Origin of the sequence: Roseixanthobacter glucoisosaccharinicivorans (assembly GCF_043195095.2) — a bacterium.
Taxonomy (GTDB): Bacteria; Pseudomonadota; Alphaproteobacteria; order Rhizobiales; family Xanthobacteraceae; genus NCEH01.
This window is the reverse complement of the sequence record NZ_CM195538.1, coordinates 4324048-4337815: the sequence shown is the minus strand read 5'-3', so window position 1 is coordinate 4337815 and position 13768 is coordinate 4324048. Positions and strand designations below refer to the sequence as shown.

The 13768-nt window shown below is 66.7% G+C and carries 11 protein-coding genes; 7 read left to right on the top strand and 4 right to left on the bottom strand.

The window, feature by feature from the left end; translation table 11 throughout:
- Positions 1-32 precede the first annotated feature (32 nt).
- From V5F78_RS20090 to V5F78_RS20075, 4 genes are all read left to right on the top strand, one after another.
- Positions 33-857, top strand: coding sequence for a metal ABC transporter permease (locus tag V5F78_RS20090; protein ID WP_394070892.1), 825 nt, complete (start codon positions 33-35; stop codon positions 855-857).
- An 11-nt stretch (positions 858-868) separates the two neighbouring features.
- On the top strand, positions 869-1825 hold the full coding sequence (locus V5F78_RS20085) for a metal ABC transporter substrate-binding protein (RefSeq protein ID WP_394070512.1): 957 nt from the start codon (positions 869-871) through the stop codon (positions 1823-1825).
- 103 nt (positions 1826-1928) lie between these two features.
- Positions 1929-3005, top strand: a complete 1077-nt coding sequence (locus V5F78_RS20080) for a CobW family GTP-binding protein (protein ID WP_394070510.1) — start codon at positions 1929-1931, stop codon at positions 3003-3005.
- A gap of 172 nt (positions 3006-3177) precedes the next feature.
- The gene (locus tag V5F78_RS20075) at positions 3178-3987 is read left to right on the top strand and encodes a methyltransferase domain-containing protein (protein WP_394070508.1); all 810 of its coding nucleotides are present in this window, start codon (positions 3178-3180) and stop codon (positions 3985-3987) included.
- Positions 3988-4035: 48 nt separating this feature from the next.
- Here the strand turns inward: V5F78_RS20075 and V5F78_RS20070 are convergent, their stop codons facing one another.
- The 3 genes from V5F78_RS20070 to hrpB all read right to left on the bottom strand — a co-directional run bounded on the left by V5F78_RS20070 (position 4036) and on the right by hrpB (position 9298).
- Positions 4036-5097: a hypothetical protein gene (locus V5F78_RS20070; protein ID WP_394070506.1), complete on the bottom strand. Its 1062-nt coding sequence runs from the start codon at positions 5095-5097 to the stop codon at positions 4036-4038.
- 121 nt (positions 5098-5218) lie between these two features.
- Positions 5219-6646, bottom strand: a complete 1428-nt coding sequence (locus V5F78_RS20065; protein WP_394070504.1) for a sodium:proton antiporter — start codon at positions 6644-6646, stop codon at positions 5219-5221.
- 168 nt (positions 6647-6814) lie between these two features.
- The gene (gene hrpB / locus V5F78_RS20060; protein WP_394070502.1) at positions 6815-9298 is read right to left on the bottom strand and encodes an ATP-dependent helicase HrpB; all 2484 of its coding nucleotides are present in this window, start codon (positions 9296-9298) and stop codon (positions 6815-6817) included.
- A 150-nt stretch (positions 9299-9448) separates the two neighbouring features.
- On the opposite strand from hrpB, the gene V5F78_RS20055 reads away from it, so the two are divergent.
- The 3 genes from V5F78_RS20055 to V5F78_RS20045 all read left to right on the top strand — a co-directional run bounded on the left by V5F78_RS20055 (position 9449) and on the right by V5F78_RS20045 (position 12865).
- Complete coding sequence (locus tag V5F78_RS20055) at positions 9449-10441, top strand: WD40 repeat domain-containing protein (protein WP_394070500.1); 993 nt, start codon at positions 9449-9451, stop codon at positions 10439-10441.
- 368 nt (positions 10442-10809) lie between these two features.
- The gene (locus tag V5F78_RS20050; protein WP_394070498.1) at positions 10810-11556 is read left to right on the top strand and encodes an acetoacetate decarboxylase; all 747 of its coding nucleotides are present in this window, start codon (positions 10810-10812) and stop codon (positions 11554-11556) included.
- A gap of 157 nt (positions 11557-11713) precedes the next feature.
- A complete protein-coding gene (locus V5F78_RS20045; protein ID WP_394070497.1) occupies positions 11714-12865 on the top strand; it encodes a patatin-like phospholipase family protein in 1152 nt (383 codons plus the stop codon).
- A gap of 75 nt (positions 12866-12940) precedes the next feature.
- Here the strand turns inward: V5F78_RS20045 and V5F78_RS20040 are convergent, their stop codons facing one another.
- Entirely contained in the window at positions 12941-13711 is a 771-nt protein-coding gene (locus V5F78_RS20040) for a TSUP family transporter (protein ID WP_394070495.1), read from the bottom strand.
- Between the last annotated feature and the right edge of the window lie 57 nt (positions 13712-13768).

Genomic DNA, 13768 nt, shown 5'->3' with positions numbered 1-13768 from the left:
TGCTGGTCGGCCCGTTCGCGGAGTTCGAATTCATGCGCCGCGCCCTGGTGGGCGTCTTCGCCCTGGCGCTGGGGGCGGGGCCGGTCGGCGCGTTCCTGATGCTGCGGCGGATGAGCCTGACCGGCGACGCCATGGCGCATGCGATCCTACCCGGGGCGGCGCTGGGCTTCCTGTTCTCGGGGCTGAACCTTTACGCCATGACGGTCGGCGGCATCGCCGCCGGGCTGCTGGTGGCGGTGGGCGCAGGCGTGATCGCTCGGGCGACCGAACTGAAGGAGGATGCCTCGATGGCCGCCTTCTATCTGATTTCCCTGGCGCTCGGGGTGATGATCGTCTCGCTCAAGGGCTCGAACGTGGATCTCCTGCACGTGCTGTTCGGCACCGTGCTGGGGCTGGACGATCCGACGCTGATCCTGGTGGCCGGCATCGCGACGCTGACGTTGGTGACGCTGGCCATCATCTGGCGCCCGCTGGTGTTGGAATGCGTGGACCCGACGTTCCTCGCCTCGGTGAGCCGGGCCGGCGGGCCGAGCCATATCGCCTTCCTGGCGCTGGTGGTGCTGAATCTCGTGGGCGGCTTCCATGCGCTGGGCACCTTGCTTTCGGTGGGGCTGATGATGCTGCCCGCCGCCACCGCGCGCTTCTGGGTGCGCGACCTGACGCCGCTGGTGGCGCTCGCCACCTGCATCGCCTTTGCGAGCGGGGCTGTCGGCCTGCTCGTGTCCTACCATTTCGGCGCGCCCTCCGGGCCCGCCATCATCCTGGTGGCCGGTGCCGCCTATGCGGTGTCGGTCCTCATCGGTCCCGCCGGCGGCATCGTGACCGCCCGGGTGCAAAGACGGCATCTCGAAGCCTAACGGAGTAAACCATGCTCTCTCGTCGTTCCCTGCTCGCCGCGGCACTCGTGCTCGGCGTAACCCCGGCGCTCGCCCAGAGCGATGCCGGCGCGCCCGCCGCGAAGCTGCCGGTGGTGGCTTCCTTTTCCATCCTCGGGGATTTCGTGAAGAATGTCGGCGGCGACCGCATCGCCATGACCACCATCGTGGGCCCCAATAGCGATACCCACGTCTACCAGCCGACCCCGAGCGACGCGAAGAAGCTCGCCGCCGCCAAGGTGATCTTCGTCAACGGCCTCGGCTTCGAGGGCTGGATGGATCGCCTGGTGAAGGCCTCCGGCACCAAGGCGACGGTGGTGGTCGCCACCGTCGGCATCACGCCGCGCGAACGCACCGCCGACGAGCCGCAGGACGACGACGACAAGCCCAAGAAGGACGCCCACGCCGGCCACGACCACGGCCCGATCGACCCCCACGCCTGGCAGTCGGTGGCCAATGCCAAGGTCTATGTGGCCAATATCCGCGATGGCCTGATCGCCGCCGATCCGGCCGGCAAGGACGCCTACACCGCCAATGCCGCCGCATATCTCGCCAAGCTCGACGCGCTCCAGGCGGATGTGGTGAAGGCCGTCGCGACCATCCCCGACGACCACCGCCGCATCATCACCTCCCATGACGCCTTCGGCTATTTCGGCGATGCCTATGGCCTGAAGCTGCTGGCGCCGGAAGGCGTCTCCACCGAGAGCGAGGCCTCGGCCAAGGACGTCGGCCGCATCATCCGCCAGATCAAGGCGCAGAAGGTGCCGGCGGTGTTCCTGGAGAATGTCACCAATCCGCGCTTGGTCGACCGCATTGCCAAGGAAAGCGGCGCCAAGGTGGGTGGCACGCTCTATTCCGACGCGCTGTCCGATGACAAAGGCCCCGCCACCACCTACATCGACATGGTGCACTACAACCTGCGCCAGCTTTCGGCCGCCCTGGCGAGCTGATCGCGAGCGGGTGGGGGCAAAGGATTTTCATTGGTCCCGCACGGCCGGCTTCATCGCCGGCCGTGCGGCATGAGGCGGGGCCGAAGCCCGCGCAGGAGAAATCATGTCTGCAACCGCATCTGAAAAGATCCCGGTCACCGTGCTCACCGGCTATCTCGGCGCCGGCAAGACCACGCTGCTCAACCGCATCCTCTCCGAGCCGCACGGCAAGAAATACGCCGTCATCGTCAACGAGTTTGGCGAGGTGGGCATCGACAACGACCTGGTGGTCGGCGCCGACGAGGAAGTGTTCGAGATGAACAACGGCTGCATCTGCTGCACCGTGCGCGGCGATCTGATCCGCATCATCGACGGGCTCATGCGCCGCAAGGGCGGCTTCGACGGCATCATCGTGGAAACCACCGGCCTCGCCGATCCCGCCCCCGTCGCCCAGACCTTCTTCGTCGACGAGGAGATGGGCGCGCGCACCAAATTGGACGCGGTGGTCACGGTGGCCGACGCCAAATGGCTCACCGACCGGCTGAAGGACGCGCCCGAGGCGAAGAACCAGATCGCCTTCGCCGACGTGATCCTGCTCAACAAGACCGATCTCGTCACCCCGGAGGAACTGGCCGAGGTGGAGGCGCGCATCCGCGCCATCAATCCCTATGCCAAGCTCCATCGCACGCAGAAGTCGGCCATCGCCTTGGACCAGGTGCTGGACCGTGGCGCGTTCGATCTCGACCGCATCCTCTCGCTGGAGCCGGCGTTCCTGGAGCAGGACGACCCGGACCATGTCTGCGGTCCGGACTGCGGGCATGATCATGGACACGATCACGACCATGGGCACGACCACGGGCACGGCCACCATCATGGCCATGGCGGGCTGAAGCATTTCCACGACGAGGACATGCAGTCGGTCTCCATCTCGACCGACAAGCTCATGGACCCGGACAAATTCTTCCCCTGGGTGCAGGAACTGGTGGCGACCGAGGGGCCGAACATCCTGCGCTCCAAGGGCATCTTGGCGTTCAAGGACGATCCGGACCGGTTCGTGTTCCAGGGCGTGCACATGATCCTGGACGGGGATCACCAGCGCCCCTGGAAGCCGGAGGAGAAGCTGCAGAGCCGCATCGTCTTCATCGGCCGCAATCTCGACCGCACGAAGCTGGAAGACGGCTTCCTCAGCTGCGCGGCCTGAGCGAACGCGCACGTGTGCGCCGGCCGCTCCGCCGGCGCGCACGACCCTGAAGAGTGCGCAACACGCCGTAACGGTTTCTGATTACCATGTGGATTGCCTTGCAACTGCAAGGTGTTTCGCGTAGCGTGGGACGTCCAGAATTTGGATATTAAATTTCAGCTGGGTGCGCATTATGTCAGAGGCTTTACTTTCTGAGATTCAGTGCGTTTTGCTCCGCGGCCGGACATGGCGTTACCTAAGATACTTACATTTTCGCGATCTTATATTGCGAATTGGCTCTGAAATCGAGACAATTTGCGTGTGTGGCGGCGGGCATGGGTACGCAGAACTTGCTATCGCGATTGAGTTTCCCCATCTGAAGATCGTATTGACTGACATTATTGCTAAGGGATATCCAAATTACCATAAGACGATGGATTTATGCTTTAAAAATAGCATAGATAATCTAAATTTTTCTATATGGAATGTTCTGACGCCAGCAAAGCGTAAATTTGATCTGGTTTGCTCCACCGAAATGCTGGAGCATGTACCTGACGCTCCCCGCGCCGTCACAAATATGAGAAACGCCTCTTCGAATTACGTGTATTGCCTTGTTCCCTACTCCGACGACGAAACCAATAACACAGCGAGCAAACGGATCGCCGCTTGGGATAAATGCGAGCATTTCGTCTGTGGCTACGATGAAAAATCGCTGGCCTCGATGTTCGGCACCCCCATCTGGACAGCGGGAACTTATTGGAGAGAAACGGGCTTTCGCCTTAGAGAGCGCCTGATGACCGCCTCCGATGCTGAGATCACCGCCGAAATGGAAACCTTAAAGCGGGAAGCGCTTGAGGACATTTGCGACAAGGTTCCCGTGAACTCGCGGGAAGCCTTCGGCATTAAAACGCTCACCCGCTGGGATGCGCCACGGCCCGCAAAGCCGCTTCTTCCGCCGGCGCTTGATTTGTTCATGCCAAAGGCCGAACTGGCGACGACCTGACCTGAGCCGTTTCCTTAACGACCGCCGGTGCGATTTTCATCCGGATGGTCAGCCGCGCGCGTGCGCCGGGCGCAGGCGCCGGAGCGGGGCGGGCAGGGTGCGGTCGATCCAGGCCGCGAAGGCCTGACGGCGCGGGTACAGCCACAGGCCCGCACCCATCACCGCCGCCCCCAGCACCGAGAGCGCGAACGGAAACAGCAGCGAATCCTGGAACACCTCGCCCACCAGGTGCCCGACATAGATGCAGATGCCGATCGCCCCGAAGACGGCATAGACGCGCCGCGCCAGGAAGATGGCGAGCAGCACCAGCCCCACATTGATCAGGCAATAAAGCGCCATCGCCCATTCGGTGCCGCCGTCGTGCAAGCTCAACCCGCCCCAGAAGGTCATCGCCGCGACCAGATGCAGCCAGAAGGCGAAATCGGCGCGCGTGGCGGCGAGATCCACCGCCCAGGCGATCGCCAGCACCACAAGGCCGAAATAGAGCGAGACGTCGCGCCGCTCCTCAAAGCTCAGGTCCGGCGCGTGGAACAGCACCGGGGCAAGGTCCATGGAGAGAAACCAGAGCGCGAATGCCATGATCGCGACGATGAAGGGAAAGCGGTAGAAATAAAGGGCGAGCGCGCCCGCCGCGAGGGTGGCGAACTCCATGGGCAGCCAGCTGCCGTGGATCCAGCGATAGAAATCCACATAGGTGCCCGGGGTCCCCCCCGGCCCCCAGGCATCGAGCGTGTCCTGGATGCCGAACACCGCGAGCGGCGCCATGCCGACCGCGACCGCGATCATCAATCCGCCCGGCGTGGTCAGCCCGCGCCGCCACAATTGCTCGCCGGCGATCAGGAACACCCCGGCATAGGCGATGGCGGTCAGCGCCAGGGCGGTCCCGCCCATCTGCGCGAAGGCGAGGGTGGCGAACAGGGTCATGGCGCCGATGATGGTCAGCGCCCCGCCGTACCAGAGCAGATGGGTCAGATCGAAGCGGGGCCGCGCCATCGCGGCGGCGTGGGGGGACGGGTCGGCCGGCAAGGCGGCCAGCAGCCGCGCCACCGCGTCCGGCGCGATCGCGGCGTCGGCGGCTGCGGCGGCGATCTGTTCGCGGGTGAAGGACATGGCTTCGCTCCGTCTTCTCCCGCCCCGCCCGGGACGGGAGAAGAGCCCGGTTAATCGCGGCAACGGCCCGGCGCGCCCCGGTGAATGCGTCCTCCCGGACGCCGGCGATACGGATCGTCTTCTAGATGAAATACAGAAGGGTGATGAGCGCGAAGCAGGGTAGCAGGAACAGGCAGGACCAGCCCATATAGCCGAAGAAGCTCGGCATCTTCACGCCGCGATGGCGCGCGATGGAGAGCACCATGAAATTGGGGGCGTTGCCGATATAGGTCATGGCCCCCATGAACACCGCGCCCGCCGAGATCGCCTCCAGCGTCACCTGCAATGGCCCCATGAGGCGATAGGCATCGCCGCCGGCGAGGTTGAAGAAGACGAGATAGGTCGGCGCATTGTCCAGGAACGAGGACAGGATACCGGTGAGCCAGAAGTACCAGACGTTCACCGGCTCGCCGTTCGGGTCGGTGACGAGGTCCACCAGGGGAGAGAGCGCGCCGGTGGCGCCGGCGCGCAGGATGGCGATGACCGGGATGATGGTGAGGAAGATGGCGGCAAACAGCTTCGCCACTTCCAGGATTGGCTCCCAGTCGAAGCCGTTGCGCTCGCGCACGAGGCGCGGCGTGATGGCGAGCGACACGAAGGCGATGGCGATCAGCAGCACGTCGCGCACCACCCATTGCAGCTCCACGCGGGTGCCGTAGACGTCGAAGCCGATGCCCGGCTTCCACAGCGCGCTCAAAAGGATGGCGCCGATGATGCCGATCAGCAGCGGCACGTTCTGCAATCCGCGCACCGTGACGTGCTCGGTATCCGGTGTGGGATCGACCAGCGGCGGCGGGGTTTCCTTGGAATAGAAATAGCGGTCGAGAAAATAGAAGGCCAGCAGCAGGAGGCCGGCGACCACCGCCGTGTCGTGCAGCAGATGGGTGGTGGTCCAGAAGAAGCTGACGCCCTTCAGGAAGCCCAGGAACAGCGGCGGGTCGCCGAGCGGGGTCAGCGAGCCGCCGATGTTCGACACCAGGAAGATGAAGAACACCACCACATGCACATTGTAGCGGCGGTTGTCGTTCGCCCGCAGCAGCGGCCGGATCAACACCATGGAGGCGCCGGTGGTGCCGATGAGGCTGGCGATCACGGTGCCGAAGGCGAGGATCGCGGTGTTGGTCAGCGGCGTGCCGTGGATGTTGCCGGCGATCAGGATGCCGCCGGACACCGTGAACAGCGAGAACAGCAAAATGATGAAAGGAATATATTCCAGAGCCGCCGTATGCACCACTTCGTGCAGGGTCAGGCTGGGTCCGTAGGTGAGCGCGAACGGCACCACGAAGCAAGCGGCCCAGAACAGCGCGACCTTGCCGTAATGATGGTGCCAGAAATGGTTGGCGAGCAGCGGAAACAGCGCGATCGACAGCAGCATGCCGGCGAACGGCAGGCCCCACAGCAGGTTCAGGTCGGCGCCGTTGATGCTCGCCGCGCCGGGCAAGGCGGCCTGGGCGAGCGAGGCACTCAGCAGGACGGGGAGGGCGGCCAGGGTGCCGGTGAGAAGGCGCAATCCGGCCCCCGTGCGGGGGGCATGCGGCCTTGCGGTTTCACGTTCCGGATTTGGCCCCACCATTCGTCCTCCCAGTTCGCCCCAGGCCTTTTGATGGACGATGGCGGCAGCTAACGCAAGCTGGGCCCTCCGCTTTCGGCACTGGAGATGCTGCGGCGTCAGGAGGGATCAGGTGCCGCGCGGTTTCGCCCGGTGCGTCGGCGGCGCGCTCGCCGGGTCCTCCGGCCAGGGATGGCGGGGATAGCGCCCGCGCATTTCGGCGCGCACGTCGCGCCAGGAGCCGCGCCAGAATTGCGGCAGATCCTTCGTCACCTGGATCGGCCGGTGCGCGGGCGAGAGCAAGGAGAGAATCAGCGGCACCTTGCCCCCCGCGATGGCGGGATGGCGGGTGAGACCGAACAGTTCCTGCACCCGCACCGCCAGCAGCGGGCCTTCGGGATTTTCATAGTCGATGGGCAGGCGCGAGCCCGAGGGGGCATCGAAATGGGTCGGCGCCTCCGCCTCCAGGCGGGCGGTGAGCGCATAGGGCAGCAGAGCGTGAAGCGCGTTGCCGAGATCACCCGCGCCGATCTGGGCAAGCGATGATTTGCCGTCGAGAAACGGGGCGAGCCAGGCGTCCGCCGAGGCGGCGAGGGTCGTGTCGGAAAGGTCGGGCCAGCCCTGCGCCTCGCCTTCCGCATGGCGCAGGAATTCCACCCGGTCGCGCCATTGGGCAAGCGCCGCCGTCCAGGGCAGGCGGGCAAGGCCGAGCGCGGCGATCCCCTGCGCCAGCACCCGCGCGGTTTCCGCACCCGTCGGCACCGGGCGCGGCCGGTCCGCCAGCACGAGCGCGCGCAGGCGCCGCGTCTCGCGCGCCCGCACGGCGGCGGCCTCGGCATCGAAGCCGATTTCGGTGCCGGTGCGGATCTCGCCCGCGAACAGGCGCTCCAGCTCCTCCTCGGACAGCGCGGCGGCAAGCGAGATGCGCGCCGCCTCCGCCCGGCCGGAGATCTCCGCGACCGACAGCAGCGGCGCCTTGGCGAGCGCGGCGGACGGCTCCATCACCCCGCCGCGCCCGTTCGCCAGGAGGAAGCGCGTGCCGTCGCCGCGCGCCTTCGCCACCCGGTCGGGAAAGGCCAGGGCCAGCAAGGCCGCGGGGGAGGGAGGCTCCACCGTCTTCGCCCCGCGTGCGCCGGCAAGATCGCCCCAGCGCTCCGCGAGGCGGCGGGCGTCGTCCGCGCGGCGCGAGCGGTCGCGGCGGAATTCCTCCAGGCGGTGGAGCAGATCGACGCTCTCGCCGCCGAGTCCACGCTCCACCAGGAGCGCGGCGATTTCGGATGCCAGCGCGGCCGCGCCGGCATCGGCGCCCATCACCACCATATGGGCGAGGCGCGGCGGCAGGGGCAGGCGGGCCATGCGCTGGCCGAGCGGCGTCACCGCGCCGTCTTCGTCGAGCGCGCCCAGCAGCCCCAGCAATGACTTCGCCTCGATGAGGGCGGGCAGCGGCGGCGGATCGAGAAAAGCGAGGCTGCGGGCATCGCGCACGCCCCATACCGCGAGATCGAGCACCAGGCCGGAGAGGTCGGCGGCGAGGATTTCCGGGGTCGCGAAGGGCTGAAGGCTCGCCGTCTCCCCTTCGCCCCACAGGCGATAGCACACGCCCGGCTCCGTGCGGCCCGCGCGGCCGCGCCGCTGGTCGGCGGCGGCGCGGGACACGCGCACGGTTTCCAGCCGCGTAAGCCCCACGTCCGGCTCGAAGCGCGGCACGCGGGCAAGCCCGCCGTCGACCACCACGCGCACGCCTTCGATGGTGAGGCTGGTTTCGGCGATGGAGGTGGCGAGCACCACCTTGCGCCGTCCGGCCGGGGCGGGCAGCACCGCGCGATCCTGCTCGGCGGCATCGAGCGCGCCATAGAGCGGCACGATATCGACGGCGGAATCGCGCACTTGAGCGCGCAGCAGGTTTTCCGTGCGGCGGATCTCGCCCGCGCCGGGCAAAAACGCCAGCACCGAGCCGCGCTCGGCGGCAAGCGCGGTCTTCACCGCGTCCGCCACCTGGGTGTCGATGGGGGAGCGGGCATCGCGGCCGAGATAGCGGGTGGTGACGGGAAAGGCCCGGCCCTCGCTCTCCACCACCGGCGCCGGCGCGCCCGCCCCGCCCAGCAGCGCGGCGACGCGGGCGCCATCCAGCGTCGCCGACATGGGCAGCAGGCGCAGGTCCTCGCGCAGCGCGCCTTGGGACTCGAGCGAGAGGGCAAGGCCGAGGTCGGCGTCCAGGCTGCGCTCGTGATATTCGTCGAACAGCACCGCCGCGACGCCGGACAATTCCGGATCGTCCAGGATCATGCGGGTGAAGACGCCTTCGGTGATGACCTCAATCTGGGTGCGCCGGGAGACTTCCGAGCGCAGGCGCACCCGGTAGCCGACCCGATCGCCCACGCGCTCACCGAGCGTCTGCGCCATGCGGTGGGCAGCGGCGCGGGCCGCGAGGCGGCGCGGCTCCAGCACCAGGATGCGCCGGCCCGCGACCCAGGGCTCGTCCATCAGCGCCAGCGGCACGCGCGTGGTCTTGCCCGCGCCCGGCGGGGCGACCAGCACGGCACTCACCCGCGCGCGCAGCGTCTCGCGCAGGAGGGGAAGCACATCGTCTATGGGCAGGCGGGTGTCGAACATAAGCGTGGCGACCGAGGGAGCCGCCCCTTAGGCCATCAAAACGCGGGGAAATCCAGAGCGGCGCCTTCCGCGCAGCCCAATGGCGGGACAAGCCGGCGGCCTTGGCTTATGAAGGCGGCATCCGACCGCCTTCATGGAATGTCGCCCGAAATGCCGTCCACGCCGTCCTCGCTCACCGACAAGGTGCGCACCTTCGCCCTCGACGGGGCGACCGCCGCCGCCGCCTTCCTGCGCGGCACCTGCGTCTTCATCTCCGAGGCTGGCGCCGCGCTGTTCCCGGCGACGGACAGCACGCTCGCGCTGCATGACGGCGTGGTGCTGTGCGCCGCCGGCGACGGGCAGCGCCTTGTCACCGGCGGGGATGACGGCAAGGTGAGGGAGGTGCTCGCCACCGGTGAAGCGAAGACCATCGCCACCCAGAAGGGCCGCTGGATCGACCGGATCGCGCTGGGGCCGGACGGCTCCGTCGCCTATTCCGCCGGCAAGAGCGCTTTCCTGGTGCCGGCGAAGGGCGAGGTGCGCAGCTTTGCCGCACCCTCGACGGTGGGCGGCCTTGCCTTCGCCCCCAAGGGGTTGCGGGTGGCGGTGGCGCATTATGGCGGGGTGAGCCTGTGGTATCCCAACGCCGCCGACGCGAAGCCCGAGGTGCTGGAATGGAAGGGCTCCCATCTCGGCGTCACCTATTCGCCGGACGGGCGCTTCATCATCACCACCATGCAGGAACCCTCGCTGCACGGCTGGCGCCTCGCCGACGGCGCGCACATGCGCATGACCGGCTATCCGGCGCGGGTGAAGAGTTTCGAATTCACCCATGACGGAAAGTGGCTGGCCTCCTCCGGTTCCACCGAGGTGGTGCTCTGGCCGTTCGCCACCAAGGACGGCCCCATCGGCAAGCAGCCCTCCATGCAGGCGCCCTCGGCGAGCGGCGGGCGCGTGACGGTGGTGGCGTGCCATCCCAAGGACCCGGTGATGGCGTGCGGCTATGACGACGGCATGGTGCTGATGGTGCGCCTGACCGACGGCGCGGAAATCCTGCTGCGGGCGCCCGACGCTTCCCCCGTCTCGGCCATCGCCTGGCGCAAGGACGGCGGCGCGGTGGCGTTCGGCACGGCGGGCGGAAGCGCCGGGCTGCTGGAATTCTAGGACCGATCGACCTTCAGCAGTCTGGTGCCGCGTCGAGGCACCTGACGGCGGGTGCGCGACATGGTCTTTCTTTTACAAGCCGTCATGGCCGGGGGCGTCCTGGGCATCCACGCCGGGCCGCCCGCGCGGGGATTGAAAAGCCGATGCCAGCGGTGCCGCGTGGATGCACGGGACAAGCACGTGCATGACGAGGTTCTGCTGCACGGGGGCGGGGTGAAGTTCGCGCCCTGCACCGCGGGGCCGCATGGATCGCGCCCGCGCCGCTGCCTGCTTGTGATCGTCGCGGGGCTGTCACGTCGAGCGGCTATCGGCTAACGTCAGCGTCATCTCGCAGGCGCGAGATGCACCATGCCGGTCGGAGATGCTCCATGAAGATCGAGGACGTTCGCCGCAACGCCTACTCCATGCCCCTGACGAATCCCGCTTATCCGCCGGGACCCTACCGCTTCTTCGACCGCGAGTTCATGATCATCACCTACCGCACCGACATCGAGGCCCTGCGCCGCGTCGTGCCCGAGCCGCTCGAGGTGTACGAGCCGCTGGTGAAGTACGAATTCATCCGCATGCCCGATTCCACCGGCTTCGGCGATTATACCGAGACCGGACAGGTGATCCCGGTGAAGCTCAACGGCGTGGAAGGCGGCTACGTCCATTCCATGTATCTGGACGACGAGGCGCCGATCGCCGGCGGCCGCGAGCTGTGGGGCTTCCCCAAGAAGTATGCCCACCCCAAGATGGAAGTGGAAAAGGACGTCCTGGTCGGCCGCCTGCACTATGGCAAGACCCTGTGCGTGGAAGCCACCATGGGCTACAAGCACAAGCAGGCCGACAAGGACGCGGTGCTCGCCGCCCTGAAGACTCCGAGCTTCCTCATCAAGATCATCCCCCATGTGGATGCCACCCCGCGGATTTGCGAGCTGGTGCGTTATTATCTGGAAGACATCCAGCTCAAGGAATGCTGGACCGGCCCGGCCGCGCTCGGCCTCTACCCGCATGTGATGGCGGATGTCGCCAAGCTGCCGGTGCTGGAAGTGGTTTCCGCCCTGCACCTGCGCGCCGACCTGACGCTCGGCATGGGCGAAGTGGTTTATGACTACATGGCCGAACCGAAATGATCCGGCCCGGAGCGCGCGCCGCCTTTTGGCGCTTGCGCTCCGGTGCCTGATTCTGCCTTCTTCAAACACGACGGCATGATCCGGCGCGGGGTGGCGCAGACGCCTCACCCCGCGCGTGCTGAACGGGCCGCTGGCCGGCAAGCTGATGGGGAAAGACATGCGCACGCGGATCTGTGAAAATCCAAACGATATCAGCGAGATCGTCAAGGATTACGACCGGGTCGCGCTGGTGTTCCAGGGTGGCGGCGCGCTCGGGGCCTATCAGGCGGGCGTCTATGAGGCGCTCTCGATCGCCGGCGCCGAGCCCAACTGGATTTCCGGCGTCTCCATCGGCGCCATCAATTCCGCGATCATTGCCGGCAACACGCCGGAAAACCGCATTCCCCGCCTGCGGGAATTCTGGGAAACGGTCTCCGGCCGCAAGATCTGGCCGTTCACGCCCGATGGCGACGTGTTCCGCGCGCTGCGCAACCAGATGAGCGCGATGGTCACCATGAATCTGGGTCAACCGGGCTTCTTCAAGCCGCGCTTTCCCAATCCTTGGCTGCTGCCCACCGGCTCGGCAAACGCCACCAGCCTGTACGACACCGAACCCTTGCGTGAGACCCTGGTGAAGCTGGTCGATTTCGACCTGATCAACAATGGTGCGAAGCGCTTTTCCGTGGGCGCCGCAAACGTGCGCACCGGCAACTTCATCTATTTCGACAATACCACCCACCGCATCGGTCCCGAGCATGTGATGGCTTCCGGCGCCCTGCCGCCGGCATTCCCGCCGGTGCGCATCGACGGCGAATATTATTGGGACGGCGGCGTGGTCTCCAACACCCCGCTGCAATGGCTGCTGGACCAGCCGGACCATCCCGGCGCGCTGGTGTTCCAGGTGGATCTGTTCTCCGCGCGCGGCGATCTGCCCCGTGACATGTTCCAGGTGATCGAACGGCAGAAGGACATCGGTTATTCCAGCCGCACGCGCTACACCACGGACCTGTTCCGCCGGGTGCAATTGCTGCGCTCCAAGCATGCGGAAGCGGTGCTGCGCATTCCCGAGCAGTTGCGCACCGAGGAAGACCTTCAGGTGATCTCCGATTACGAGAAGTCGGGCGCCGTCAATATCTGCCACCTGATCTATCAGGAGAAGGATTACGAGCGCGACTTCAAGGATTACGAATTCTCCGGCAGCTCCATGCGCGACCATTGGGCGTCGGGCTTCGAGGATACGGTGAAGACCTTGCGCCATCCGCAATGGCTGGTGAAGCCGGACAAGAGCACGGCCATCGTCGTCCACGACGTGCATCGCACCGACGACTGAGCGCGCCAAGGCGGCGCGGAAGCGCGAGCATCCGCGGCGCCGCGCCTTGGGGCTTTCATCCGCGCGGCGGGTGCCTCACAGGAGGAAGCCGCGCGCCAGCATGAAGATGCCGAGGCCGAGGAGACCGGCGAAGAAGCAGGTCTTGAACGTCGCGGGGGAGAAGGTCAGGCGCATGCGCCGGCCGACCTCCATGCCGATCAGCGCCGGCACCAAGGCGATCAGCGACAGCATCACCGCGTGCGGATCGGCGAGCGGCGCATCGCCTCCCGTGAGCGCGAAGGCGAGGGTGAAGTTCGCCACCGTGAAGGTGAGGCCGAGCGCCTGGATCAGGTCCTCGCGCTCCAGCGCGAGCGATTGCAGATAGGGCGCGGACGGCATGACCGTGACACCCGTGGTGCCGGTGAGAAAGCCCGAGGCGAGGCCGATCAGCGGCGAGAGCCACCCTTCCCACGCGCTGGGCGTGTGGAAATGGATCGCCCGCAGGCCGAGTACGCCATAGACCGACAAGGTCAGCCCCAGCAACGGCGGCGCCCAATGGGAGCTGAGCCCGCCCAGCCAATAGCCGCCGATCAGCGTTCCTGTCATGAGCGTGAGCAGCAGCGCCCAGAACCGCTTCGCATTGGGCAGCACGCGCGGACCGCTGAACAATTGCAGCACGTTGGTCACGGTCGCCGGAATGATGATGATCGCCGCCGCATGGGAGGGCGGCATGACGATGCTGAGCAGGCCGACGCCGATGGTCGGCAGGCCCATGGCGATGACACCCTTCACGACACCGGCGAGGACCAGCGCGAAGGTGATGAAGATGAGGATGAGCAAAGACCAGTCGGACATGGGCGCGAACATGCTGCTTCCGCCCGATCGCGGCAATGTGGAACTTCCGCTTCTAGCCTTCGGAAATTC

Coding starts and splice junctions, on each gene's coding strand:
- V5F78_RS20090 (WP_394070892.1), top strand. CDS start 33: ATGCGCCGCGCCCTGGTGGGCGTCTTCGCCCTGGCGCTGGGGGCGGGG.
- V5F78_RS20085 (WP_394070512.1), top strand. CDS start 869: ATGCTCTCTCGTCGTTCCCTGCTCGCCGCGGCACTCGTGCTCGGCGTA.
- V5F78_RS20080 (WP_394070510.1), top strand. CDS start 1,929: ATGTCTGCAACCGCATCTGAAAAGATCCCGGTCACCGTGCTCACCGGC.
- V5F78_RS20075 (WP_394070508.1), top strand. CDS start 3,178: ATGTCAGAGGCTTTACTTTCTGAGATTCAGTGCGTTTTGCTCCGCGGC.
- V5F78_RS20070 (WP_394070506.1), bottom strand. CDS start 5,097: ATGTCCTTCACCCGCGAACAGATCGCCGCCGCAGCCGCCGACGCCGCG.
- hrpB (WP_394070502.1), bottom strand. CDS start 9,298: ATGTTCGACACCCGCCTGCCCATAGACGATGTGCTTCCCCTCCTGCGC.
- V5F78_RS20055 (WP_394070500.1), top strand. CDS start 9,449: ATGCCGTCCACGCCGTCCTCGCTCACCGACAAGGTGCGCACCTTCGCC.
- V5F78_RS20050 (WP_394070498.1), top strand. CDS start 10,810: ATGAAGATCGAGGACGTTCGCCGCAACGCCTACTCCATGCCCCTGACG.
- V5F78_RS20045 (WP_394070497.1), top strand. CDS start 11,714: ATGCGCACGCGGATCTGTGAAAATCCAAACGATATCAGCGAGATCGTC.
- V5F78_RS20040 (WP_394070495.1), bottom strand. CDS start 13,711: ATGTTCGCGCCCATGTCCGACTGGTCTTTGCTCATCCTCATCTTCATC.